The organism is Porphyrobacter sp. ULC335 (genome assembly GCF_025917005.1).
In the GTDB taxonomy this organism is placed as follows: domain Bacteria; phylum Pseudomonadota; class Alphaproteobacteria; order Sphingomonadales; family Sphingomonadaceae; genus Erythrobacter.
In genome coordinates, this window is record NZ_CP078091.1 from 552,791 (window position 1) to 575,587 (window position 22,797).

Annotated in this window: 23 protein-coding genes; 14 read left to right on the plus strand and 9 right to left on the minus strand. The window is 66.7% G+C overall.

All coding sequences use genetic code 11. From position 1 onward, the window contains the following. The first annotated feature begins 31 nt into the window (after positions 1 to 31). On the plus strand, positions 32 to 1,039 hold the full coding sequence (locus KVF90_RS02620) for a ligase-associated DNA damage response exonuclease (RefSeq protein ID WP_264393294.1): 1,008 nt from the start codon (positions 32 to 34) through the stop codon (positions 1,037 to 1,039). A gap of 157 nt (positions 1,040 to 1,196) precedes the next feature. Here KVF90_RS02620 and KVF90_RS02625 read toward each other — a convergent pair whose 3' ends face one another. After that, entirely contained in the window at positions 1,197 to 1,502 is a 306-nt protein-coding gene (locus KVF90_RS02625) for a hypothetical protein (protein ID WP_264393295.1), read from the minus strand. 98 nt (positions 1,503 to 1,600) lie between these two features. On the opposite strand from KVF90_RS02625, the gene KVF90_RS02630 reads away from it, so the two are divergent. From KVF90_RS02630 to KVF90_RS02640, 3 genes are all read left to right on the plus strand, one after another. Next, entirely contained in the window at positions 1,601 to 3,199 is a 1,599-nt protein-coding gene (locus KVF90_RS02630; RefSeq protein WP_264393296.1) for a cisplatin damage response ATP-dependent DNA ligase, read from the plus strand. A gap of 178 nt (positions 3,200 to 3,377) precedes the next feature. Then, the gene (locus KVF90_RS02635) at positions 3,378 to 3,893 is read left to right on the plus strand and encodes a DUF1993 domain-containing protein (protein WP_264393297.1); all 516 of its coding nucleotides are present in this window, start codon (positions 3,378 to 3,380) and stop codon (positions 3,891 to 3,893) included. Next, positions 3,893 to 4,537, plus strand: coding sequence for a YoaK family protein (locus KVF90_RS02640; protein WP_264393298.1), 645 nt, complete (start codon positions 3,893 to 3,895; stop codon positions 4,535 to 4,537). The genes KVF90_RS02635 and KVF90_RS02640 overlap by 1 nt, the downstream gene beginning before the upstream one ends. Here KVF90_RS02640 and KVF90_RS02645 read toward each other — a convergent pair. From KVF90_RS02645 to KVF90_RS02660, 4 genes are read right to left on the minus strand one after another with little or no spacing between them, the layout of a single operon-like run. Next, positions 4,534 to 5,100, minus strand: coding sequence for a gamma carbonic anhydrase family protein (locus KVF90_RS02645; RefSeq protein WP_264393299.1), 567 nt, complete (start codon positions 5,098 to 5,100; stop codon positions 4,534 to 4,536). The two genes, KVF90_RS02640 and KVF90_RS02645, sit on opposite strands and share 4 nt — an antisense overlap. After that, positions 5,097 to 5,663, minus strand: coding sequence for a GNAT family N-acetyltransferase (locus tag KVF90_RS02650; protein ID WP_264393300.1), 567 nt, complete (start codon positions 5,661 to 5,663; stop codon positions 5,097 to 5,099). The genes KVF90_RS02645 and KVF90_RS02650 overlap by 4 nt, the downstream gene beginning before the upstream one ends. Then, on the minus strand, positions 5,656 to 6,651 hold the full coding sequence (hemB, locus tag KVF90_RS02655) for a porphobilinogen synthase (protein ID WP_264393301.1): 996 nt from the start codon (positions 6,649 to 6,651) through the stop codon (positions 5,656 to 5,658). Before hemB ends, KVF90_RS02650 begins: the two co-directional genes overlap by 8 nt. Positions 6,652 to 6,695: 44 nt before the next feature. Next, positions 6,696 to 8,453 carry a peptidoglycan DD-metalloendopeptidase family protein gene (locus KVF90_RS02660; RefSeq protein ID WP_319641048.1) on the minus strand — a complete coding sequence of 586 codons (1,758 nt, stop codon included), beginning with the start codon at positions 8,451 to 8,453 and terminating at the stop codon, positions 6,696 to 6,698. A 374-nt stretch (positions 8,454 to 8,827) separates the two neighbouring features. Here KVF90_RS02660 and KVF90_RS02665 point away from each other — a divergent pair, with 374 nt between their 5' ends. The 6 genes from KVF90_RS02665 to KVF90_RS02690 all read left to right on the plus strand — a co-directional run bounded on the left by KVF90_RS02665 (position 8,828) and on the right by KVF90_RS02690 (position 14,337). Then, complete coding sequence (locus KVF90_RS02665) at positions 8,828 to 11,500, plus strand: helicase-related protein (protein WP_264394634.1); 2,673 nt, start codon at positions 8,828 to 8,830, stop codon at positions 11,498 to 11,500. Next, the gene (locus KVF90_RS02670) at positions 11,497 to 11,862 is read left to right on the plus strand and encodes an RNA-binding S4 domain-containing protein (protein WP_264393303.1); all 366 of its coding nucleotides are present in this window, start codon (positions 11,497 to 11,499) and stop codon (positions 11,860 to 11,862) included. Before KVF90_RS02665 ends, KVF90_RS02670 begins: the two co-directional genes overlap by 4 nt. Before the next feature lie 10 nt (positions 11,863 to 11,872). Next, on the plus strand, positions 11,873 to 12,211 hold the full coding sequence (fdxA, locus tag KVF90_RS02675; protein WP_264393304.1) for a ferredoxin FdxA: 339 nt from the start codon (positions 11,873 to 11,875) through the stop codon (positions 12,209 to 12,211). A 267-nt stretch (positions 12,212 to 12,478) separates the two neighbouring features. Then, a complete protein-coding gene (locus tag KVF90_RS02680; RefSeq protein WP_264393305.1) occupies positions 12,479 to 13,012 on the plus strand; it encodes a CarD family transcriptional regulator in 534 nt (177 codons plus the stop codon). Positions 13,013 to 13,132: 120 nt separating this feature from the next. After that, on the plus strand, positions 13,133 to 13,963 hold the full coding sequence (locus KVF90_RS02685) for a head GIN domain-containing protein (RefSeq protein ID WP_264393306.1): 831 nt from the start codon (positions 13,133 to 13,135) through the stop codon (positions 13,961 to 13,963). A 41-nt stretch (positions 13,964 to 14,004) separates the two neighbouring features. After that, entirely contained in the window at positions 14,005 to 14,337 is a 333-nt protein-coding gene (locus KVF90_RS02690; RefSeq protein WP_264393307.1) for a hypothetical protein, read from the plus strand. Here KVF90_RS02690 and KVF90_RS02695 read toward each other — a convergent pair. Beyond that, the gene (locus KVF90_RS02695; protein WP_264393308.1) at positions 14,334 to 15,251 is read right to left on the minus strand and encodes an L-threonylcarbamoyladenylate synthase; all 918 of its coding nucleotides are present in this window, start codon (positions 15,249 to 15,251) and stop codon (positions 14,334 to 14,336) included. The two genes, KVF90_RS02690 and KVF90_RS02695, sit on opposite strands and share 4 nt — an antisense overlap. A gap of 72 nt (positions 15,252 to 15,323) precedes the next feature. Here KVF90_RS02695 and KVF90_RS02700 point away from each other — a divergent pair, with 72 nt between their 5' ends. Together KVF90_RS02700 and KVF90_RS02705 are read left to right on the plus strand one after the other, a co-directional pair. Further along, positions 15,324 to 17,066, plus strand: coding sequence for an acyl-CoA dehydrogenase (locus KVF90_RS02700; protein ID WP_264393309.1), 1,743 nt, complete (start codon positions 15,324 to 15,326; stop codon positions 17,064 to 17,066). Between the two features lies 1 nt (position 17,067). Further along, entirely contained in the window at positions 17,068 to 17,883 is an 816-nt protein-coding gene (locus tag KVF90_RS02705) for an ATP-binding protein (RefSeq protein WP_264394636.1), read from the plus strand. Here the strand turns inward: KVF90_RS02705 and KVF90_RS02710 are convergent. Beyond that, entirely contained in the window at positions 17,880 to 19,358 is a 1,479-nt protein-coding gene (locus KVF90_RS02710; RefSeq protein ID WP_264393310.1) for a PQQ-dependent sugar dehydrogenase, read from the minus strand. The genes KVF90_RS02705 and KVF90_RS02710 overlap by 4 nt on opposite strands. Positions 19,359 to 19,435: 77 nt before the next feature. Here KVF90_RS02710 and KVF90_RS02715 point away from each other — a divergent pair, with 77 nt between their 5' ends. Both KVF90_RS02715 and KVF90_RS02720 read left to right on the plus strand, forming a co-directional pair. Beyond that, entirely contained in the window at positions 19,436 to 19,936 is a 501-nt protein-coding gene (locus tag KVF90_RS02715; protein WP_264393311.1) for a GAF domain-containing protein, read from the plus strand. Between the two features lie 128 nt (positions 19,937 to 20,064). Further along, positions 20,065 to 20,937, plus strand: coding sequence for a hypothetical protein (locus tag KVF90_RS02720; protein ID WP_264393312.1), 873 nt, complete (start codon positions 20,065 to 20,067; stop codon positions 20,935 to 20,937). Between the two features lie 93 nt (positions 20,938 to 21,030). Here KVF90_RS02720 and KVF90_RS02725 read toward each other — a convergent pair whose 3' ends face one another. Together KVF90_RS02725 and KVF90_RS02730 are read right to left on the minus strand one after the other, a co-directional pair. Beyond that, positions 21,031 to 21,996: a ParB/RepB/Spo0J family partition protein gene (locus KVF90_RS02725; RefSeq protein ID WP_264393313.1), complete on the minus strand. Its 966-nt coding sequence runs from the start codon at positions 21,994 to 21,996 to the stop codon at positions 21,031 to 21,033. Next, positions 21,993 to 22,769: a ParA family protein gene (locus KVF90_RS02730; RefSeq protein ID WP_264393314.1), complete on the minus strand. Its 777-nt coding sequence runs from the start codon at positions 22,767 to 22,769 to the stop codon at positions 21,993 to 21,995. The genes KVF90_RS02725 and KVF90_RS02730 overlap by 4 nt, the downstream gene beginning before the upstream one ends. Positions 22,770 to 22,797: the final 28 nt, after the last annotated feature.

Genomic DNA, 22,797 nt, shown 5'->3' on the forward strand with positions numbered 1-22,797 from the left:
ACCTAATCCAGCCAAGCACCGTATCTCCTCCATGACTGCGCCCTTCTCCTGGATCCGGCCCGAACCGTGGGGCATCCATGTCGTCCCCGCCGATATCTGGGTCGATCCCTCGCGGGCTGTGCCGCGGGCGCTGGTGACGCATGGCCATGCCGATCACGCGCGCGGCGGGCATGGGGTGACGATCGCGACACCGGCAACGCTGGCGATCATGAAGTTGCGCTACGCGACTTCGGACGGCGCGCAGCCGGTCGAGTATGGCGAAACCGTGCCGATCGGCGGCGGGGTCAGCGCGACCTTCCTCCCCGCAGGCCACGTGCTCGGCTCGGCGCAGATCCTGCTCGAACTTGGCGGTGAGCGGGTCATCATCACCGGCGACTACAAGCGCGCACCCGATCCGACCTGTGCGCCGTTCCAGGTCACCCCCTGCGACATCTTCATCACCGAAGCGACCTTCGGTCTGCCGGTCTTCACCCACCCGCCTATCGGCGAGGAAATCGGCAAGCTGCTGGATGCACGCGCCGATAACCCGGAGTCCTGCATCCTCGTCGGCGCCTATGCGCTGGGCAAGGCGCAGCGCGTGATCGCGGAACTGCGGGCGGCGGGGCACAGCGACACGATCTGGCTCCACGGGGCGATGGAGGCGATGTGCCGGCTCTACGAGGATCACGGCGTGGCGCTGGGCGACCTGCGGCTAGTCAGCGATGCGCCATCAAAGGAGGCGATGCGCGGCCACATCATGCTCGCCCCGCCCTCGGCGCTGAATGATCGCTGGAGCCGCCGCCTGCCCGATCCGGTCACCGCGATGGCGAGCGGGTGGATGCGGGTGCGTGCCCGCGCGCGTCAGCGCGGGGTCGAATTGCCGCTGGTCATATCGGACCATGCCGACTGGAACGAGCTCACCGCCACCATCAAACAGGTCAACCCGCAGGAAACCTGGATCACCCACGGCCGCGAGGAAGCGCTGCTGCGCTGGTGCGAATTGAACCAGCGCCGCGCGCGTGCGCTGGCGCTGGTGGGATACGAGGACGAGGATGATTAGCAATCGAGCGCTGTCCCCCCTCCTTTTCAGAGGAGGGGCGCGAGACTTGCGAGCTCGCTCGCTAGTCGCAGCGGGGTGGTGCCTATGGCACGCGCGCCGCTTCCGCGCCGCGCCACCACCCCCTACCCCCTCCTTTGAAAAGGAGGGGGTACCTAGCTTACTTGATCGCGGCCAGATCGGCGCTGATCTTGGCCAGCACGTCCTCGTTGATGAGGCCCTGCGAGAACGGCGCGAGGGTCTTGAGGCTCAGCGCCTTGAAATCTTCGTAGGACGGGTGCTGATCGATCCCCGGCAGATGCTTGACCACGACAGCCTTGGCACGTTCGTCAGCCATCAGCGCCTCGATCGGGGTGTCGATCGAGAAAGCGGCGGCCGGTGCCGGCGCGTCCTGCGCGAGAACGGCGACAGGCGCAGTCACGCCAGCAAGAGCAAGGCCGAGGGCGGCAAGCGAGGCAAACTTCATGGGGCGGTATCCTTGTTGGCAACTGGGCTGACATCAATGTCAGCAACGCCCTCTAGCGCATCATTATGGCTGCGCAATGAATACTGCGGGGCGCGCTGATGGAGGAATTCGCCGCCCTGCTCGACGCATTGGTTTACACCACCAGCCGCAACCGCAAGCTGGCGCTGATCGCGGCCTATCTGCGCGACGCGCCTGACCCGGATCGCGGCTGGGCGCTCGCCGCGCTGACCGACGGGCTGGACTTCCCGGCGGTGAAATCCTCGACCGTGCGCAATCTGATGATGGAGCGGGTCGATCCGCTCTTATGGGCGCTGAGCCGCGACTTCGTAGGCGATACGGCCGAGACTGCGAGCCTGCTGTGGCCCGAGCCGGAGGATGCGCCGCCGCAGCCCGAACTCTCGCTGGCCGAGGTGGTGGAGCGCCTTGCCGCCCTCACCCGCGCGACTGCCTCCAAAGAATTGCCAGCCTTGTTCGACCGGATGGATGCCAAGGGCCGCTATGCCCTGATCAAGCTCGCCACCGGGGGCATGCGCGTCGGCGTGTCGGCGCGGCTCGCCAAGACGGCCTTTGCGCTGGCCTTCGATGTGGCGGTGGAGGAGGTCGAGGAATATTGGCACGCGCTCGCCCCGCCCTATGCCGAGCTGTTCGCCTGGGGCGCGGATGGCGGCCCTGCGCCCGATCTGGCGGGCGTCCCGCGCTTCCGCCCCTTCATGCTCGCCCACCCGCTTGAAGAGACGCAAGTCGATCTGGCCGACTATGCCGCCGAGTGGAAATGGGACGGAATCCGCGTCCAATTGGTCCGCGCGGGCGGGGAAACGCGGGTCTATTCGCGGTCGGGCGACGATATCTCGGCGACCTTCCCCGAATTGCTGGATGTCCTGCCCGTCGACGCGGTGCTCGATGGCGAATTGCTGGTGCGCGGCTCCGCGCAGGGGGGCGAAGCAGGCGGTGCGGCAAGCTTCAATGCGCTCCAGCAGCGGCTCGGGCGCAAGACCGTTTCCAGCAAGATGCTGAAGGAATTTCCCGCCTTCGTGCGGCTCTATGATGTCCTGCTACTGGAGGGCACCGACTGGCGCGAGCATCCGTGGAAGTCGCGCCGCGCGACTCTGGAAGGCCTGATGCCGCGCCTGCCCGCCAGCCATTTCGATCTCTCCGCGCTGGTCGAGGCCGAGGATTTCGCCGCCCTCGCCGCGATCCGCGACACAGCGCGCGACGAGGCGATCGAGGGGCTGATGCTCAAGCATCGCGACAGTCCCTATGTCGCAGGCCGCAAGATGGCGCTGTGGTACAAGTGGAAGCGCGATCCGCTGCTGATCGATTGCGTGGTGATGTACGCCCAGCGCGGCAGCGGGAAGCGTTCAAGCTTCCATTCGGACTTCACCTTCGGCTGCTGGAACGGCGATCCTGACGCAGGCGCGGAGCTGCTGCCGGTCGGCAAGGCCTATACCGGCTTCACCGATGCGGAATTGAAGCAGCTCGACAAGTTCGTGCGGCAGAGCACCATCAACAAGTTCGGCCCGGTGCGCGAGGTGAAGCGCGAACTGGTGTTCGAGGTGGCGTTTGACAGCGTGCACACCTCGAAACGCCACAAGAGCGGGCTCGCGATGCGCTTCCCCCGAATCCACCGCATCCGCTGGGACAAGCCCGCGCACGAGGCGGACCGGATTTGGAGTCTTCGTGCGCTAATCAAGGACTGATTTCTCCCCTCGTCATTGCGAGGAGCCGGAGGCGACGAAGCAATCCATGGCCTGCCCTTGCCCCTTGCGGCGCGGTCGGGTCGTGGATTGCTTCGCCTGCGGCTCGCAATGACGAAGAGGCGGCGTTGATAAAGGACTGGGCGCCGCCTACCTCCCCCGCACACAACGGGAGAGAAGAATGTCCTACGCCACCGCCGCGCTCGCCACCTATGCCAACATGCTCGGCACCCTCGATCATCTCGTCACCAAGGTGGAAAGCCACGAGAAGGGCGATGCGCTGCTGCAAGCCAAGCTGACCGATGACATGTTCCCGCTCCACACCCAGATCCGCTTCACCATCGATCAGGTGGTGACCGCGCTAAACCGGCTCGGGACTGCGGAGCATGCCTCCGATGACAGCGACATCGCCACCTTCGCCGAGGCGCACGAACGGATTGCCGCCGCAAAGGCGCTGGTCGCCTCCACCGATCCCGCGACCTGGCCCGCTGCGGGCGACATGGTGGAGTTCACCCTCCCCAACAACATGACCTTCGTCATGCAGGCGCACGAATATTGCCGCGACTGGGCAACGCCGCAGTTCTATTTCCACCTGATGGCCGCCTATTCCATCTTGCGCGCCGAGGGCCTCGCCATCGGCAAGATCGATTATGTCGGCTACATGATGAAATATATGAAACAGCCCAGCGCCGCCTGATGCACCGCTACGATCCCGCGCGCCAACGCCTTGCGCTTGGCCTCGCCGGATTGGCAGGGCTGGTCGATGCCACGGGGTTCGTGGTCGCGGGCGGGTATTTCACCTCCTTCATGTCGGGCAACACGACGCGGATGGGGGTGGGCGTGATGGAGCGACCGGCGTTGGCGCTGGCGCCGTTGGGGCTGATCGCGGCCTTCCTTGCCGGTGTGATTGGCGGCGCGATGATCGGGCGGCGGGTTGCGGGGCGGCACAAGCGCACGCTGCTGGGGCTGGTGGCCGCACTGCTCGGGATCGGGGCCGCGCTTCTGACGGCGGGATACCCCATCCCCTTCCTCGCGCTGGCGGCGATGGCGATGGGGGTCGCCAACAATGTCTTTGCCCGCGATGGCGAGGTGACGGTGGGCGTTACCTATATGACCGGGGCGCTGGTGCGCTTCGGTCAGGGGATCGCGGCGCGCTGGGGTGGTCAGCCGCTCGCTTCGACCCGTGGTTACGGGTTGCTGTGGAGCGCGCTCGCGCTCGGCGCGGTTGCGGGCGGAGCGCTGTGCCTGATCGCGCCCGCATGGGCGGCGCTCGCGGCCTTTGCCTGTGCGCTGGCGCTGTGGGGCTTTGCCTTCATGGTCGAACGGCAGCCCACAGCCTAGCCCAGCGCGGCGGCAACGGCCTCGGCATGTGCCTTGGCATTTTCGGCATAGTGCGCGACGCCCACCCGCATTCCGGCAATGGCGGGTTCGGGCAGATCGCGGAGCTTCACCGCCGGGCGGCCCGCCCATAGCTCGCGTTCGCCCATCACTTTGCGCTCGGTGAGCATCGCGCCTGCGGCCAACATCGCGTCTGAGCCGATCACCGCCTTGTTCATGACAATCGCGCCGAGGCCGACGAAGCCGCGATCATGGATCCTGCAGCCGTGCACCATCGCCATATGGCCGATCAGCACATCATCGCCGATCACCAGTGGGCAGCCATCAGGGTCGCCCGGGCGCGGCGGATCGCAGTGGAGCACGCTCCCGTCCTGCACATTGGTACGCTCGCCAATGCGGATGCTGAACACGTCGGCGCGCAGCACGCAATTGTACCAGATCGATGAACCCGCGCCGATTTCGACATCGCCGATGATCGTGCAGCCGGGGGCGATGAAGGCGGTGTCGTGGATGCGCGGCGTCTTGCCGTGGATCGGGATGATATTGACGCCGGGTCTAATGGTCATGGCTGGCTCTCCCAAGTGTCACGGGCGATGGCGTGGATGATGATGCGCGGGTTTTCGGGATCGAAATCGGCGCTGTCGAAATCGAGGTCCGGGCGCCGCTCCATCCCCAACCGGCGCATCAGGCCCCAGCTGCCGGTGTTGCCTTGGACCGTAAGCGCGATCACTTCGTCCACGCCGAACCTCTCGAAGGCCAGCGCGAGCGAGGCGGCGGCGGCTTCCTTGGCATAGCCCTGCCCCCAGGCATCCTCGCGCAGCCGCCAGCCGATCTCCATCATCCCCTGCGGCCCGCCCGGCTGGTTGGAACGCTTCAATCCGCAAAAGCCGAGCAGCGCGGCATCATCCTTGCGCTCGATCACCCAGAAAGTGTGGCCGTGATCGTTGCGGTACCCTTCCACCCTCGTCTGTGCAGCCGCGCGTGCAGCCTCGTCCTGCACACCGCCAAGCCAGCGCATCACCGCGGGCGTGTTGGTGGTGCGCCAGAACTCGGGCCAGTCATCCTCGCGCCAGTCGCGCAGGATGAGGCGCGCGGTTTCGTGCCGGAATTCCGTCTCGCTGTCAGCCATTGAGCAGGCGGGCGACGTGCGCGGCGTGATAGGTCAGAATCCCGCTGCACCCGGCGCGCTTGAAGGCGATCAGCTTTTCCAGCACCAGCGCGTCCCGGTCACCGATCCCGGCGGCCTGCGCGGCTTCGATCATCGCGTATTCGCCGCTCACCTGATAGGCGAAGACCGGCACGTCGAAGCGCTGCTTTACGCGGTAGATGATGTCGAGATAGGCAAGGCCCGGCTTCACCATCACCGAATCCGCGCCCTCGGCGATGTCGAGCGCGACTTCGCGCATCGCTTCGTCCGCGTTGGCGGGGTCCATCTGGTAGGCCTTCTTGTCGCCCTTCAGCAGCCCGCCGCTCCCCACCGCATCGCGGAAGGGGCCATAGAAGGCGCTGGCATATTTTGCGGCGTAGGACATGATCTGGACATTGGGGTGCCCGTTCATCTCCAGCGCCATGCGGATCGCCTTGATGCGGCCGTCCATCATGTCGGAAGGCGCGATGATGTCCGCGCCCGCATTCGCCTGATTGACCGCCTGATCGACCAGCATGGCGACCGTCTCGTCATTCACGACATAGCCCGCGTCATTCACAAGCCCGTCCTGCCCGTGGGAGGTATAGGGATCGAGCGCCACATCGGTCAGCACGCCGATGGAGTCCCCGCAGGCGTCCTTGATCGCCTTGATCGCCTGGCACATCAGGTTGTCGGGATTATGCGCCTCGGCCCCGTCATCGCTGCGCAATTCGCGCGGGGTGTTGGGGAACAGCGCCACCACCGGAATGCCAAGCGCCGCCGCTTCCTTGGCGCGCGCCACAATTCCATCGACCGACCAGCGCGAGACGCCGGGCAGCGTGGCGATCGGCTCCTCCACCCCCTTGCCCGAGGTGACGAACAGCGGCCAGATCAGGTCGGCGGGGGTGAGCACGGTTTCGCGGTGGAGCGCGCGGCTCCAGCCGGTGGCGCGGGTGCGGCGAAGGCGGGTGTTGGGATAGCTTCCGGTCATGCGCGCAGACTTACGCGCAATCCGCGCCGGACGACAAGTGCCGGTTACAGCGTCGCGCCCGGTGTCTCGCCGCGTGTCCCTCGACGCGCCGTATCCACCTTCTCGATCTCGCGCACCGGCTCCTTGGTCTCGCCCGGCTGCGGGGCGAGATCGAGCAGCGCCGCGCCGACCTCGATTTCCTTGAGCCTGATCAGCTGGCGGCGGAAATCGATCAGCTCGGTGCCGGAAAGCAGCGCGCGGTTGACGAACTGCACTGTCGCCGGATTGATCGCCCGCCCGCCGCGATACATCTCGTAATGGAGGTGCGGGCCGGTGGAGAGGCCGGTCGAGCCGACATAGCCGATCACCTGTCCGCGCCGCACCGTCTGGCCGGCGCGCACCGCCATCTGGCTCATGTGGCAATAGCGGGTGGAAAGATTGCCGCTATGCTCCAGCCGCACCGCGATGCCGCAGCCGCCCGAGCGGCCCGCCGCGCTGACCCGCCCGTCGCTCACCGCGACGATCGGGGTGCCATAGCGCGCCTTGAAATCCATACCGGCGTGCATCCGGGTATAGCCGAGGATCGGGTGGCGGCGCATCCCGAAGTTCGAAGTGATTGGCCCCGGCACCGGCGCCAGCAGCCCGCGCCGCTGCTCGCCCACGCCCGAGGCTTCGTAGAAGCGGCCCTCGCCGCCCCAGCGCATCAGCTGGGTGCGCGGCTGTCCATTGCGGTCAACCCCGGCATAGAGCAATTGCCCCGCCTGCCGTTCGCCCGTGGCGGCGCGGCGATAGGCGATGATGACATCGAATTCGTCGTTCGCGCGGACTTCGCGGTCCATGTCGATCTGCGCGTCGAGTGCCTTGAGATATTCCTGCACCGCGCTGGCGGGGACGCCGGCCTGCCGCATCGAGCGGTAGAGGCTGGAACCGACCAGCCCGCGCACCCGCAGCGGGGTTTCGTCGACGCGGATGATGTTGCGCTTCAGCGCCAGCGGCCCCGTTGGCGCGACAGGGGTGCCGTCCTCGGCAACCACGCCCACGCCGGAGCGTGCGAGTTCAAGTTCCAGATCGAACCGCGCGCGGAAGGCAAGACTGTCGAGCGGGCGCGGCACATTCGGCCCCGGACGGCGGCCAAGCACCAGGTCCATCTGCGTGCCGGGCGCGATGTCGCCAACCGCCACCGCCTGCCCGACCAGCGCAGCGGCACGGTCGATATCCCCGGGGGCAACCCCGGCGCGGCGCAGCATCGAGGCAAAGCTGTCGCCCGGCGCGAGCGTGACGACGAACTGGATCTGCGGCCGTTCGGGCGCGCTCTTGAGCGGGATCACCGCGGTGGTCGGCCCCATTCGCCGGCCACTGTCTGCGCCGAGTGCGAGCGGCAGGATCATCTGGCTGCGCAATTCGCTCTGGATGGCATCGCCCTGCGGCATCGCGGGGCGGGCTTCCAGCGGGGTGAGATCGGGCCAGAAGGCAAGCGCCACCACGCCCAGCCCCACCATCGTGCCCAGCCCGCGCAACCAGCGGCGGCTGCCGATCTGCTCGGCAAGGTCAGGGGCAAGGTCGAGCCGGTCGAACCAGCCGGAGGCGTCAAGACGCCATGTTTCATAGCGCGCGGCCAGCGCATCGAACCGCGCGGCAAGCTTGCGCTTCGCCTTCTGCGCCTGGGTCGGCTTGGCGAGCTGCCGCGAATTGCGCAGATAGGGGAGGAGGTCGCGCGCGGTTTCCGGATCGATCGCACCGGGCGTAACAGGCACGAGGGCGCGGCTTTCCGACGCGTCACCATCCACGAGCGCGGCGTCGTCCGGATCGCCTCCGTCATTCACTTTGCGCGCTTGATCCAACATTCCTGCCCCGAAAGCGGTGCCCTGTCGGGGCGATCATGACACGACCCGAGGGCGCACCCCGGAACCCGCCTTGTCGCATTTTTCTGCCAGAACAAAGTAAATCCGGCGTTAACCAGCGACCAGCCGCATTGCGCATGCGGTAAGGTGTTGTGCGTAGATGGGTCTGCCCCCCACGCATGGCCTTGCCCGCTCCGGTCAAGCCTGACAGAACCGCCCGCACTGTGCCAGTTCCCCCGCCCGCCCGTCCCGCTTCGTTGCGGGGCAACACCGCCAGAGACGCCGCTCGCGACGAGCGGGTGCGTGCGGTGCTCGGGCCGACCAATACCGGCAAGACGCACCTCGCCATCGAACGGATGTGCGGCCACTCCTCTGGCATGATGGGCTTTCCGCTGCGGCTGCTGGCGCGCGAGGTCTATGACCGGGTGCGCGCGATCAAGGGCGACAAGCAGGTGGCGCTGATCACCGGCGAGGAACGGATCGAACCGCCCGACGCGCGCTATTTCCTCTGCACCGCCGAAGCCATGCCGCGCACGGCGGGAGACGTCGCCTTCGTCGCGATCGACGAGGCGCAGTTGGGCGCGGATCCCGAACGCGGGCATATCTTCACCGACCGGCTGCTCCACGCACGCGGGCGGGAGGAGACGATGATCCTCGGCTCGGCCACCCTGGAACCGATGGTCAAGGCGCTGATCCCCAAGGCGGAAGTGACCAGCCGCCCGCGTTTCTCGACATTGAGCCATGCGGGGGTCTGCAAGCTGTCGCGCCTGCCCAAGCGCTCTGCCGTCGTCGCTTTCAGCGTCGAGCAGGTCTACGCTATGGCCGAAGCCTTGCGGCGCTTCCGCGGCGGGGCGGCGGTGGTGATGGGGGCGCTCTCGCCCGAAACGCGCAACAAGCAGGTCGCCATGTTCCAGTCGGGTGAGGTCGATTACATCGTCGCCACCGATGCTATCGGCATGGGGTTGAACCTCGATCTCGATCATGTCGCCTTCGCCGCGCTGAGCAAGTTCGACGGGCGGCGCAAGCGGCGGCTCACCCCCTCGGAGATGGCGCAGATCGCCGGACGCGCGGGGCGGCACCAGCGCGATGGCACCTTCGGAACACTCTCGGGCACCGGAAAAGGTGATGGCGAACCACTCGAATTCACCGACGAGGAAGTCTACGCGATCGAGGAGCACAAGTTCGCGCCCCTCACCCACCTGTTCTGGCGTGATGCCGATCCGCGCTTCGACCGGCTTGAAACGCTGATCGCCGATCTGGAGGCGCGGCCCGATCACGCCGTGCTCAAAGCCGCGCCCGAGGCCATCGACATGGCGGTGCTGCGCCGTCTCGCCGCAGACCCCATCGCCGATTCCGTGCGTGGCGCTGGATCGGTGCGACGGTTCTGGGAGGCGTGCTCGCTCCCCGATTTCCGCAGCCTCGGCGTCGAACAGCATGCACGCTTTGTCGCGCGGCTGTGGGAGGACTTGCGCGGCGGCTATCTCGGCGCGGATTTCGTCGCCGCACGCATCGCCGAGCTTGACCGGATGCAAGGCGACATCGACACGCTGCAAGGGCGGATTGCGGCGATTCGCAGCTGGGCTTACATTTGCCAGCGGCCCGATTGGGTGCTGGCACGCGACGAAATGGCCGCACGCGCACGCGCGGTCGAGGCGAAGCTTTCGGATGCGCTGCACGCGCGGCTGACCGAGCGCTTCGTGAACCGAAGGACGACACTCTTGATGAAATCGCTGGGGCAGGACGCAAGCGCGCTGCCCGTCACGCTTGAACCCGATGGCCACCTCACCGTGGAAGGGGAAAGCATCGGCCGGCTTGAAGGCTTCCGTTTCCATGTCGACCCGAATGCGGGCGTCGCCGACCGGCGGATGCTGCTGGCCGCCGGAGAGAAAGCGCTGCCCGCATTGTTGGAACGCCGCGCAGACTGGCTGCTGTCGCAGGGCATCACCGAACTGGAAATCTCGGGCGGGGCGATCCGCTGGCAAAGCCGCGCGCTGGCCGACATCTCCTTCCCCGGGCATCCCGGTTCGGGCAATTTCGGCACACCGAAGCTCGCCCTGACCCGCGATGTCGTGCTGCTGCCAGAAGCCGCGAAGGCCAAGCTGGAGGCGGGCCTTGCCGCATGGCTCGACAAGCAGCTCGAACCGCTTGAACCCTTGCGCAAGCTGGCCGAAGCCGCGCGCGATCCCAATGCCGGGTCGCAGGCGCGCGCGCTGGTCATCACCCTGATCGAAGCGCGCGGCGTGATCAGCCGCGAGGAAGCGGGGCTGGAAAACCTGCCCAAGGAAATGCGCCCCTATCTGCGCAAGCTCGGGATCACCTTCGGCGCGCTCGATATCTTCGATGCGCCGCTGCTGAAGCCCGCGCCGCGCAAGCTGCTCCACGCACTGGGCCTTGATCTGCGCCCGGTGCAGGACGCGATGCTGCCGGTGCTCGCCGAGGGGAGCTGGGCCAAGGGACGCCTTCCCGCAGGATACCGCTATGCCGGCGCGCAGGCGATCCGCGTCGATCTGGCCGAGAAGATTCTGCGTGCCGCTTTCGAGGCGCGTGCTGCGGTAACGGCGGCCCACCCCAAGGAGCGCAACCGGCCCTTCCGGGTCGACCTGTCGCTGGCCGTTTCGGTCGGGCTGGAGGCGGAGAATGCGCGCCGCTTGCTCGGCAGCGCAGGCTTCCGCTGCGACCGCGCCCGCACTCTGCCTGAAGGCGCACACGGCCCCGCCGCGCCCGATCGCTGGCACTGGCGCCCGCGCCGCCCCGGTGAACGCGAGGAGCGCCGTCCGGATCGCAAGGATGGTCGCCCCGACCGCGCCCAGGAACGCGCCCGGCCCCGCAGCAAGGGGCGTCCCGACAAGAGTGCCGACGGCAAGGAACGCAAGGGCGGCGACCGGCCGGACAACAAATCCAGACCCCCGCGTGAAGGCGGTCAGCGGCCCGCCAGACCGGCCCAGACCCCCCCTAGACCCGTCGCAGACACCGGCCCGGCCCGCGCCGGGGGTGCCTTCGACAAGCTGGCGGACCTGCTCAAGGGATGACGGCGGAGGGTGCGGGACAGTCGCTCAGGATCGACCGCCTGCTGGTCTATCTCCGCTTCGCCCGCACCCGGTCTGCTGCGCAGGCACTGATCGATACCCACGCTTTGCGCCGCAACAGAAAGCATGTGCTGCGCGGATCGGAGCAGGCCCGTATCGGGGACGTGCTGACTTTGGCGCTGGGCACGAACGTACGGGTGATCGAGCTTACCGCCCTGCCCGATCGGCGCGGCTCTCCCGCACAGGCGGCTTCGCATTATCGGGAGGTTGATTCTGACGGGCTTGACCGTAAAGGGCAAATGACCATAGCAGCGTCGCCTTCCTTGGCGGATCATCCGCCGGACGAACCCGAAGACTTCCTTTGAAAGAGCCGCAATGACTTACGTCGTCACTGAAGACTGCATAAAGTGCAAGTACACCGACTGTGTGGAAGTGTGCCCGGTCGACTGCTTCTATGAAGGCGAGAACATGCTGGTGATCAATCCCAGCGAGTGCATCGATTGCGGCGTGTGCGAGCCGGAATGCCCGGCCGAGGCGATTCTGCCCGACACGGAAGACGGGCTGGAAAAGTGGCTCGAGCTGAACACCAAGTTCTCGGCGCAGTGGCCCAACATCACCAGCCAGAAGGCGCCGCCCGAAGATGCCGACGCGCACAAGGGCGAAAAGGACAAGTTCGAGAAGTATTTCAGCGCCGATCCGGGTGATGGCGACTGATTTTTGCGCCTAACCTATCAATCTGCATAGCTGCATAGGCCTGCGCAAATCGCCGACTCGCAATTTTGTTGCAGACGTGCTATATAATCGGATGACCGCGCTGGGCAGAGCCCGCGCAGGCGTTGAAAACCAGGAAGGCCCGACACCAGCAACCCCCTAACCGGATGATCTACACCCGGCGCTCTCTCCGTGAGGGGAAAGGTCGCGCTGCCGGGTAAGTCGTCCGCTCTCTCCCGTTGCCAGGTCGGCCGATTGAAAGGAACTTGCATGGCAAGCACCGCGAACGCATTCACCGTCGGCGATTATGTTGTCTACCCCAAGCACGGCGTAGGCCGGGTGATCGAGCTCCAGAGCGAGGAAATCGCCGGGATGCAGCTCGAACTCTACGTCCTCCGTTTCGAGAAAGAGCGCATGACTCTGCGTGTGCCGGTGGGCAAGGTCGAAGCGATCGGAATGCGCAAGCTGTCTTCCGACAAGACCCTCAGGCAGGCGATGGAAACCCTCAAGGGCAAGCCCAAGGTGAAGCGCACCATGTGGTCGCGCCGCGCCCAGGAATATGAAGCGAAGATCAACTCGGGCGACCTCGTGTCGATTGCCGAAGTGACCCGCGACCTGTTCCGCCCGGAAGACCAGCCCGAGCAGTCCTATTCGGAGCGCCAGATCTTCGAAGCGGCATCGAGCCGCCTCGCTCGCGAACTCGCGGCGATGGAAGAGACTGACGAGCCCACCGCGCTCGGCAAGATCCTCGACGTGCTGCGCGAACACGCTCCGCAATATTACGACACCGCCGAAGAAGCCTGAGGCACCTTCCGCGACAAGCGAACATCAAGGGCTGCCCTGCGGGGCGGCCCTTTTTGTTTGCACCATGCCAGTAGGTGTATTACACAGGCAACACGCCAACCGGCTCACGGGAGAGACCGCATGATCCACGCCATCTACCACCGCCTCGCTCCGGCTGCGCTGATCGCCCTTGCCATCCCGCTCGCCGGTTGTGACGGCGCGGATATCGAGATCAACGGGCAGAAGGGCGTGCCGCTCTCCGACATCGAGATCGCCGGCGCCCCGCCGTCCAAGGTGTTCCTTGCCTCTGGTGACACCGTGATCCTGACCGAGGGCGATACCTTCGCGATCAAGGTCGAAGGCAGCGGCACCGAAGGCCTGCGCTTCGTGCGCGACAGCGAGCTGATCGGCATCACCCGCGAGGAAGGCTGGGAGGGCGAGACGAACGCCACCATCCGCATCACCATGCCCGCGCCCAAGGAAGTCGTGATCGGCGGCAGCGGCACGGTGAAGGCGCAAGGTCTGGCGAGCGAGGCGGATATCAACATCGGCGGCAGCGGGCTGGTCGAATTCGGCAGCATTGCGGCGCAGCGACTCGCCATCAATATCGGCGGCAGCGGCACGGTGCGCGGGGCTGGCACCACCAAAGAGCTGGAAGTGCTGATCGGCGGCAGCGGTGAAGTGGAACTGGCCGGATTGAAGGCCGATACGGCGGAAGTCACCATCGGCGGCGCGGGCGATATCGCCTTTGCCTCGGACGGCACGGTTGAAGCCAACATCATGGGCGCAGGCGATGTCACCGTTACGGGAACGGCCAAGTGCACGGTCAATGCCGTGGGATCGGGCGCGCTGAACTGCTCGCCCGGCGGTAGCGGAGCGACAGCCTCGATCCCGGCGCCTGCGCAAAGCCCCGAGGTACCGGTCGCGCCCAAGGCACCGGCCGCGCCGGTAGCGGCCAAACCCGCAGAATAGCATTTGCCTTATGGCAGGCGACGCGCGACATTGTTCGCGTGATGCACGCAATTCGTCTCCTGGCTCTCTCTGTAGCGGCCCTCGCCTTGCAGGGCTGCCTTGCGCGCGCAGCCGTGGATGTGGTCACCCTGCCGGTACGCGCGGTGAGCAAGGGCGTGGATGTCGCCACCACCAGCCAGTCCGAAGCAGACGAGAAGCGCGGACGCGACATCCGCAAGCGCGAGGAACGGCTCGGCAAGCTTGAGCGCGATTACGACAAGCAGATGGAACGCTGCGCCGACGGCAATGACGAAGCCTGCGACAAGGCTCAGGCGATCCGGGCCGAGATGAAGGCGATTATGCCGGGTGTGCCGGTGGAGCCAGACGGGGATTAAGCCGCCGCCCGCCGCAACCGGTCATTGATCGCGCGGCCCACGCCACCCTCCGGCACCAGTGCGACCGCAATGCGGGGCTGAGAGGCAAGCGCAGCTTCGTGCAGGCAGGCGTAAAGGCGCGCCGCCGCTTCGGTGACGTCTCCGCTGGCTGACAGCGTGCAGTCACCCGCGATCTTCCCAAAGCCGATCAGGAATTCGCCAGCCTCGGCAGCTTCGGCATTCAGCCGCACCGGCTTGCCCGGCGCATAGTGGCTGGCGAGCTGTCCCGGTGCCTCGATATGCGCTCCGCTTCCGCGCACCCCGATCGAAAGCGGGCCGGGGCGCAATTCCTCGACGCGGCCATCGGCGCGCACAGCAACAATCGTCGACTCCACCCCCGCCCTGGTCGGCCCACCGTCGAGCACAAGATCGATCCGCCCGTCGAGCGAGGCGAGCACGTGTCCGGGCGTGGTCGGGCTGATAAAGCCACTGCGGTTGGCCGAGGGCGCGGCGAGCGGAAAGTCGAGTTGCTCCAGCAACGCCCGCATCGCCGGATGGGCGGGCGCACGCAGGGCAATGGTCGCAAGGCCCGCGGTGACCGCGTCAGCAAGACCGCTATCGGCACGGCGCGGCACAACCAGTGTCAGCGGCCCGGGCCAATGCGCCTCCGCCAACGCGCGGGCCTCGGGCGAGAACACGCCATAACGCGCCGCCTGCTCAACCCCGGTGACATGCACGATCAGCGGGTTGAAATCCGGGCGGCCCTTCGCGGCATAGATCTTCGCCACCGCCTCGGCGCTGTCCGCCCGCGCGGCGAGGCCGTAGACCGTTTCGGTCGGCACCGCGACAAGCCCACCCGATTCGAGGCAACGCGCCGCCCGCGCGATCCCCGCGGCGTCTGCCAGCACCACTTCCGTAACGTCCTTGCCGCTCATGCCCCGGCGCTATATTCAAACCCCCGCCCTGCCAAGTGTGCAGGCGTTTTCCCACCTGAAGGACGCCCCCAAGTGACCCCCTTTACCCCGCCGACCGCCGACCAGTTGCTCGCCATCCGCGTCAATGCCGGGATCGACGAACTCGCCCAGACCGAGCGCTTCGCCCATGCCGAACCCGATCTCGTCGAAGCCATCGTTGCCGGCGTTGGCCAGTTCGCCGCCGGGGAATTCGCGCCATTGAACCGCAAGGGCGATCTTGAAGGTGCAAAGCTCGAAAACGGCGTGGTGCGCCTGCCCGACGGGTTCGACGCTGCCTATCGCGCCTATGTCGAGCAGGGCTGGAATGCGATTGCCTCGCCCATCGCTCACGGCGGGCAAGGCCTGCCCTTCACGCTGGCCTGCAACGTGCTCGAAAACCTCGGCGCGGCGAATATGGCCTTCACGCTGCTGCCGATGCTCTCTGTCGGCGCGATCGAGGCGCTGGAACATCACGGGTCGAACGACCAGCAGGCGAAGTATCTTCCCAAACTGGTCAGCGGCGAATGGTCGGGCACGATGAACCTCACCGAGCCCGCCGCAGGGAGCGATGTCGGCGCACTGCGTTCGGTCGCGGAGCCAATCGTCAACGGCCCCCACGCAGGCAAGTATCTGATCACCGGCCAGAAGATCTACATCACCTGGGGCGAGCATGATCTGGCCGCGAACATCATCCACCTCGTCCTCGCCCGCCTGCCGGGCGCGCCCGAGGGATCGCGCGGCATCTCGCTGTTCGTTGTGCCGAAATATCATGTGAACGAGGACGGCAGCCTCGGCCCGCATAATGACCTTCGCTGCGTCAGCCTCGAACACAAGCTCGGCATCAACGCCTCGCCCACCTGCGTGATGAGCTATGGCGACAATGGCGAATGCATCGGCGAGTTGGTCGGCCAGCCGAACAAGGGCCTCGCCGCGATGTTCACGATGATGAACAATGCGCGCATCAATGTCGGCAATCAGGGCGTGCAGATCGGCGAGCGGGCGACGCAGCAGGCGCTCGCCTATGCGCGCGACCGGGTGCAATCCGCCCGCGCCGGTTCGCCTGACAAGACCCCGGTGGCGATCATCGAGCATCCCGACGTGCGCCGCATGATCCTGCGCATGAAGGCGCTGACCGAGGGGAGCCGCGCGCTGCTCTATTACTGCGCCGGGCAGGTCGATCGCGGCAATCTGGGCGATGAAGCGGCGAAGAACCGGTCGGAGCTGATTGTCCCGATGCTCAAGGCGTGGGGCACGGATATCGGCGTGGAGGTGGCGGGCCTCGGCATCCAGATCCACGGCGGGATGGGCTTTGTCGAGGAAACCGGCGCGGCGCAGCACTGGCGGGATTCGCGGATCGCGCCGATCTATGAAGGCACCAACGGGATCCAGGCCGCCGACCTTGTGACCCGCAAGCTTGGCCTTGATGGCGGGGAAGCGCTGGTGACGCTGCTCGATACGATTGCCGTTGAAGCCGCCGAGGAATTCGCCCTGTCCGCACTCGCGCGCGATTGCGCCAACGTAGCGCGCTGGATGCGTGACGAGGCAAGCCTCGACGATCGCCTGGCCGGGAGCGTCCCCTTCTGCACCATGGCCGCCGTCACGGTCGCCGGGTGGCAGCTGATGAAGCAGGCCGAGGCGGTTGCGGCAGGCGCTGCGCCGGAACTCGCGGCGATCAAGCCGGTGACGGTGCGCTTCTTCCTCGACCGGATCGTGCCGGAGGCCGCTGGCCTTAAGGCCGGAGCGGTCGCGGGGGCAGAACTGCTTTACGCCCTGCCCGCCGAAGCCCTGGTTGGCTGAGGTGACGGACGAGGCGCTCGAACGGATTGCCGCCGCGCTAGAGCGGCTTGCGCCTCCGCCGCCTCCGCCGACCGATTGGCTCGCCCATCCTGCCTATATCTGGGAGGGCGAGGCCGCGCGCGCTGTGCCGGTGCTGAATGCACTGCCGCTCGACGCGCTCCACGGGATTGACGCCCAGAAAGTCGCGCTGCGCAACAATTGCGCGCGGCTTGCTGCGGGCGCGGCGGCGCATGATGTACTGCTGTGGGGCGCGCGCGGCATGGGCAAATCGGCGCTGGTGCGCGCGGTGGTGGCCGATGTGCAGGCGGAGCGGCCGGAGTTTCTGGCGCTGGTGCAGCTCGCCCCGGAATCCCTGCCTCACTTCCCCGCACTGATCGCGCAATTGGCGCAGCAACCGCGCGCCTTTCTGCTGTTCATCGACGATCTCGGCTTCGGCGCGGACGGGCGGGCGGAGATGCTGGCGCTCAGAAGCCTGCTCGACGGCGGTGTTGCGCCGCGTCCGGCGCACATCCGCCTCGCCGTGACCGCCAACCGCCGCGCGATTGTCGAGCGGGAGGATACCTCCGCCGCCATCCACGAACGCGACGAGCGGGACGATGCGCTGGCGCTTGCCGACCGCTTCGGGCTGACGCTGGGGTTCCACCCGGCGGACAAGGACACCTACCTCGCAATTATCGCGGCTTACACAGCGCCGCTCGGCCTCAGCTTCGATCCCGAGGAGGCGATGGCCTTCGCCATCCAGCGCGGCAACCGGTCAGGCCGCACCGCACTGCAATTCGCCACCGAACTCGCCGGACGGGCGGGGGTCAGGCTCTAATTGACCTTCTGCCCCGCCTGCTTGCGCAGGTAATCCGCTTCGAAATCGGCGCGCGGGTCGGTCAGCTGGCGCGGGGGGAGCGACTCGCCTTGCAGGCGCGCAATCGCAGTCGCAGGCGTGGCCGAGGGTGAACGCACCCGCCAGATGATCCCGGCCGTATCGTCCGACACCAGCAGCGACCCGTCACCCGCCCATTCGACCCAGGTCGGACGACCGCGCGTCGTGCCCTCGCCGGTGAGGAAGCCGGTCAGCACCGGCTTGGGCTTGCCCACCGGATTGCCGCGATCATCGAAGTCCACGAACACCACGTCATAGCCCGAGGGCGGCTTGCGGTTCCACGACCCGTGCCGCGCGATGAAGGCCCCGCCCGCAAAGCCGCTGCCCATCCGGTCACCTTCCTTCGAGAACACCAGCCCCAGCGCCGCGACGTGCGGGCCGAGCGCGAATTCGGGCTTGCGGACATATTCCATCAGGAAGCGCGGCATCGGCGCGTCGACCCGGCGGTCACGGTTGGTCTTGTAGTAGACCCACGGCCAGCCATACTGCGCGCCGACCGGCACATTGGTGAGGTAATCGGGCACGAGGTCCGATCCGAGCATGTCGCGCTCGTTCACGGTGGTCCACAGCTCGCCCGACCAGGGGCTGAAATCCATGCCATTGGGATTGCGCAGACCCGCGCCGAACTGGCGCTGGCGACGCTTGGCGAGATCATATTCCCAGATCATCGCCCGGCCTTCTTCGACCTTCATGCCCTGCTCGCCGATATTGCTGACCGAGCCGACAGCGACATACAGCCGCTCCCCATCGGGCGAGAGTTCGAGGTTGCGCATCCAGTGCCCGCCGCCCGCCGGCAGGTCCATCAGCTTGCGCGGCGCTCCGATCACCTTCTCGCCGCCCAGTTCATAGGGGAAGGCGAGCACCGCATTGTGGTTGGCCACGTACAGCGTGCCGTCCTTCCACGCGAGGCCCGAGGGCGAATCGAGCCCTTCGGTCAGGATCACCTGCTTCGTTTCGGCGCTTCCGTTGCCGTCGGTATCGCGCAACAGCACGATCTGGTTGGGCGATTTACCGCCCGCCCCTGCCTTGGCGAACAGGATACCTTCGACCCAGCCACGAATCGTCGCCATCACCCCGGTGTCGCGGTTCTTCTTCTCCGGCGCGCGGGTCAGCGAGACCAGTACATCGCCATTGGGGAGCGCGAACAGCGTGCGCGGATGGTCAAGCCCCTCGGCAAAGCGCACCACCTCCAGCCCCTCGGCCGGGGTCGGCGCCTCGCCCGCCTTCCAGCCCACCGGCTCGGCGATCTGGACGGTCGGGAAGTTCTGCGGATCGCCCTCCTGCAGCACCGGATCGGTGCCGGCGACCTCGTCGACCGGCAGATCGGCGGTATCGCCGCGGCTGAGGAAATAAAGAGCGATGCCCGCCACCACGATCAGGGTGACGAGAGCGATTGCGATTTTGCGGAAAATGGCCATGTGCGGTGGGATAAGCCCCGGCTGCGCTTGCGGCAACCTAGAACCGTGGGCGGGAAGCGACGAAAGGCCGTTACGCCATGTATGATTTCAAACCCGCCACGCCGCTCGCGCCGGAAGAGCTCTATCGCGAGCTGCTGGCCGCTACCGATGCGCTGACTGCGGACGAACCCGATTCGGTCGCCAACATGGCCAATGTTGCGGCGCTTTTGTGGGAATTCCTGCCAGATCTGAACTGGGCGGGCTTCTACCGCGTCGGCGCGGCGAAGAATGGTGCGGTTGACGAGCTGGTGCTCGGCCCGTTCGTGGGCCGCCCGGCCTGCATCCGCATCCCCTTCGGCACAGGCGTGTGCGGCACGGCGGCGCAAAGTCGCGCCACGCAACTTGTTGCCGATGTCCACGCTTTCCCCGGGCATATCGCCTGCGACGCCGCGAGCCAGTCCGAACTGGTCGTCCCGGTGCTGCGCGATGGGGTGGTTGTGGCGGTGATCGATCTCGACAGCCCCTCCCCCGCCCGCTTTGCCGAGGCTGACGCGGCGGGGATCGAGGCGCTGGCCGCAATGCTTTCGGCACGCATCTGAAGGCGGCCCACACCCGCGACCTTCCCGAAACGGGACAGAGGCGACGGCATCCTTGGGCGGACGGTGGTTCCGGTGGTAGGCTTTTGTTAACCATCAGCCGCGCCCGGCTGATTCAGGGGGATTTGCCCATGTCCAAGACTTTGCCCGCCCTTTCGCCCGCTGTTGCGGTTGCCGCGTTCGCACTTGCCCTTCCGGCCGCGGCGCAGGCCCAGAACTACACCGATCTGCCGCCGCTCACCCCGATGAGCGAGGCGGAATTGCGCACTTTGCCTGCCGACATGCGCAGCGGCCCGGTAACGGCGCAGGCGGGCGAGACGGTGACCACGGTCAACGGGGTCGAGACGATCACTCGCACCCGCCGCATTGATACGCCGCGGCCCTTGCCCGCAACTCCCGCCGCGCCGCCCCAGGGCTACAGCCACGCCTATGCCGCGCCAGTGGCCTATGCGCCCACCCCGATGGTGTTCGAGCGCCAGCAATGGATCGACGAATGCCAGCGCCGCACGCGCGGGCAGGACCGGGATGACACCGGCCTGATCATCGGCGGCCTTTTGGGCGCAATCGCAGGCGGCTTTGCCGGATATGAAATCGCCGGTGCCGGTGACCGCGTGCTGGGCACCGTGCTCGGCGTGGGCGGCGGCGGGTTGATCGGTGGATTGCTCGGCAGCATCTTCGATGGCGACGATGACGAGGACCGCTACGATTGCGCAGCCGCGCTCGACAGCTACCTGTCGCATTACGGCACCCCCGGCGCGCGCATCGCCAGCCGCGAGATCGCCTATCCGGCGCAGGCCTATGGCTATGGCTACCCGGCGAGCTACGGTTACACCTATGCCCCGCCGCCGCAGATGGTGATGGTGCCGGTGCGCACCGAGGTGCAGCAGCAGGTGGTGGTGCGCGAGACCGAGCGTTTCGAAACCTATACCGTCCCCGGCGCAGCGCGCGTGATCCCGGCCCCCGCGCCGCGCCCCTCGCCCAAGATGATCAAATCCGATCGGTAAGCTCTGACCGTCCCCTAAGGGACAAACAGGAAGCCCCGCAGAGTCAGGCGACCTGCGGGGCTTTTGCTTGTCTGGTAGAGGGTTGGTCCGCGCCTAAAACTCGCCGCCGGTCAGGCGCTGGCACAGCAGGTCAAGCTGATCGAGCGTGGTGTAGCGGATCGTCACCGTACCCTTGCGCGGATCGATCTCCGGCTTGATCCTGACGCTGAGGCCGAGGAATTCCTCAAGGTGCTGCTGAACGGCAACAATATCTGCATTTTCAGTGGGTTGGAAAGGTGCGGGCGCGGGCGCAGCATCGCGCTTAGCCGGCTTGCGGGTGAGCGTTTCCACATCGCGCACCGAAAGCCCTTCGGCCGCGGCGATCTGGGCGATTTCCAGTGCATCCTCGCGCCCGATCAGCGCGCGGGCGTGGCCCATCGTCAGCTTGCCTTCCTGAATTAGGTCCAGCACCGGATCGGGCAGCGTCACCAGCCGCATCATGTTGGCGACGTGGCTGCGCGATTTCTCCACCATCTTGGCGATATCGACCTGGATCATCCCCTCGACTTCCGAGAGGCGGTGATAGGCGCGCGCTTCCTCGACCGGGTTGAGGTCTTCGCGCTGAAGATTCTCGATCAGCGCCAGCGCCATCACTTCGCGCTCGGACAGATCGCGGACCAGCGCGGGAATCTCGTGCAGCCGCGCCTTCTGGGCTGCGCGCCAACGGCGTTCGCCCGCAACCAACTGATAACCCTCACCATTGGGGTGCGGGCGGACGATGATCGGTTGGATCACCCCGCGCGTCGCGATCGACGCAGCCAGCTCGTCCAGCGCCGCTTCGTCGAAATATTTGCGCGGGTTGCCGGGGAGCGGCTTGATCGCGGCCAGCGCCAGCATCCGCAGCGGCGAGCTTCCCGCCACCTGCTGCGTCTCGTCCGTCGCATCATCGCGGCGCACCAAAGGTTCCTCGCGCCGGGTCTCGCCCATCAGCGCGCCGAGCCCCTTGCCCAGCCGGCGCGGCCGATCCACGGCGGATCGGGCCGCTGCAACGAGGCTGACGGGTTCAGGTTGCTTGCTCATGCGGCTTGTCTTTCTGCGGGAAATCGCCCGATCAATTCGCGCGCCAGGGACATATAGGCGCGGCTACCGGTGCAGTGCTGGTCATAGATGAGCGCCGGGAGCCCGTGGCTCGGCGCTTCGGAGAGGCGGACGTTGCGGGGGATCACCGTTTCGAACACAAGCTTGCCAAGGCAATCGCGCACATCATCGGAGACCTGATCGGTCAGCCGGTTGCGCCGGTCATACATGGTCAGCGCAATGCCAATGATGCCGAGATCCGGGTTGAACCGCTGCTGCACCTGATCGACCGTCTGGAGCAGCTGGCTGAGCCCTTCCAGCGCGAAGAACTCGCACTGCAGCGGGACCAGCAGCGTATCGGCAGCACACAGCGCGTTAAGCGTGAGCAGGCCCAGCGACGGCGGGCAGTCGATAAAGCAGATGTCGTGGCCCGTGTGGTTGGCCAGCGCCTTGTCGAGCCGGTGGGTACGACCTTCGACCGCGACGAGCTCCACCTCGGCGCCCGACAGGTCGACCGTGGCAGGGATGATGTCGAGGCGCGGAATGGTGGTCGGCACGATCGCCGTATCCAGCGGAACCTCGTCCACCAGAAGATCATAGCTCGAGACCTCGCGCGCGGCGGCATAGACGCCCAGCCCGGTCGAGGCATTGCCTTGCGGATCGAGGTCGATCAGCAGCGTGCGCCATCCGGTCGCTGCCATTGCCGTGGCAATGTTGATCGCGGTGGTGGTTTTACCCACCCCGCCCTTCTGATTGGCGATCGCGATTACGAACATGGAGGGGTCAGCATGGCGTTGTTCCGTC

Bases quoted from the DNA above. Each gene is read 5' to 3' on its own strand.
- KVF90_RS02730 (WP_264393314.1), bottom strand. From the start codon at position 22,769: ATGTTCGTAATCGCGATCGCCAATCAGAAGGGCGGGGTGGGTAAAACC.
- KVF90_RS02720 (WP_264393312.1), top strand. From the start codon at position 20,065: ATGTCCAAGACTTTGCCCGCCCTTTCGCCCGCTGTTGCGGTTGCCGCG.
- hemB (WP_264393301.1), bottom strand. From the start codon at position 6,651: ATGACCGGAAGCTATCCCAACACCCGCCTTCGCCGCACCCGCGCCACC.
- KVF90_RS02725 (WP_264393313.1), bottom strand. From the start codon at position 21,996: ATGAGCAAGCAACCTGAACCCGTCAGCCTCGTTGCAGCGGCCCGATCC.
- KVF90_RS02715 (WP_264393311.1), top strand. From the start codon at position 19,436: ATGTATGATTTCAAACCCGCCACGCCGCTCGCGCCGGAAGAGCTCTAT.
- KVF90_RS02640 (WP_264393298.1), top strand. From the start codon at position 3,893: ATGCACCGCTACGATCCCGCGCGCCAACGCCTTGCGCTTGGCCTCGCC.
- KVF90_RS02630 (WP_264393296.1), top strand. From the start codon at position 1,601: ATGGAGGAATTCGCCGCCCTGCTCGACGCATTGGTTTACACCACCAGC.
- KVF90_RS02665 (WP_264394634.1), top strand. From the start codon at position 8,828: ATGTGCGGCCACTCCTCTGGCATGATGGGCTTTCCGCTGCGGCTGCTG.
- KVF90_RS02625 (WP_264393295.1), bottom strand. From the start codon at position 1,502: ATGAAGTTTGCCTCGCTTGCCGCCCTCGGCCTTGCTCTTGCTGGCGTG.
- KVF90_RS02670 (WP_264393303.1), top strand. From the start codon at position 11,497: ATGACGGCGGAGGGTGCGGGACAGTCGCTCAGGATCGACCGCCTGCTG.
- KVF90_RS02650 (WP_264393300.1), bottom strand. From the start codon at position 5,663: ATGGCTGACAGCGAGACGGAATTCCGGCACGAAACCGCGCGCCTCATC.
- KVF90_RS02680 (WP_264393305.1), top strand. From the start codon at position 12,479: ATGGCAAGCACCGCGAACGCATTCACCGTCGGCGATTATGTTGTCTAC.
- KVF90_RS02635 (WP_264393297.1), top strand. From the start codon at position 3,378: ATGTCCTACGCCACCGCCGCGCTCGCCACCTATGCCAACATGCTCGGC.
- KVF90_RS02695 (WP_264393308.1), bottom strand. From the start codon at position 15,251: ATGAGCGGCAAGGACGTTACGGAAGTGGTGCTGGCAGACGCCGCGGGG.
- KVF90_RS02645 (WP_264393299.1), bottom strand. From the start codon at position 5,100: ATGACCATTAGACCCGGCGTCAATATCATCCCGATCCACGGCAAGACG.
- fdxA (WP_264393304.1), top strand. From the start codon at position 11,873: ATGACTTACGTCGTCACTGAAGACTGCATAAAGTGCAAGTACACCGAC.
- KVF90_RS02690 (WP_264393307.1), top strand. From the start codon at position 14,005: ATGCACGCAATTCGTCTCCTGGCTCTCTCTGTAGCGGCCCTCGCCTTG.
- KVF90_RS02620 (WP_264393294.1), top strand. From the start codon at position 32: ATGACTGCGCCCTTCTCCTGGATCCGGCCCGAACCGTGGGGCATCCAT.
- KVF90_RS02685 (WP_264393306.1), top strand. From the start codon at position 13,133: ATGATCCACGCCATCTACCACCGCCTCGCTCCGGCTGCGCTGATCGCC.
- KVF90_RS02710 (WP_264393310.1), bottom strand. From the start codon at position 19,358: ATGGCCATTTTCCGCAAAATCGCAATCGCTCTCGTCACCCTGATCGTG.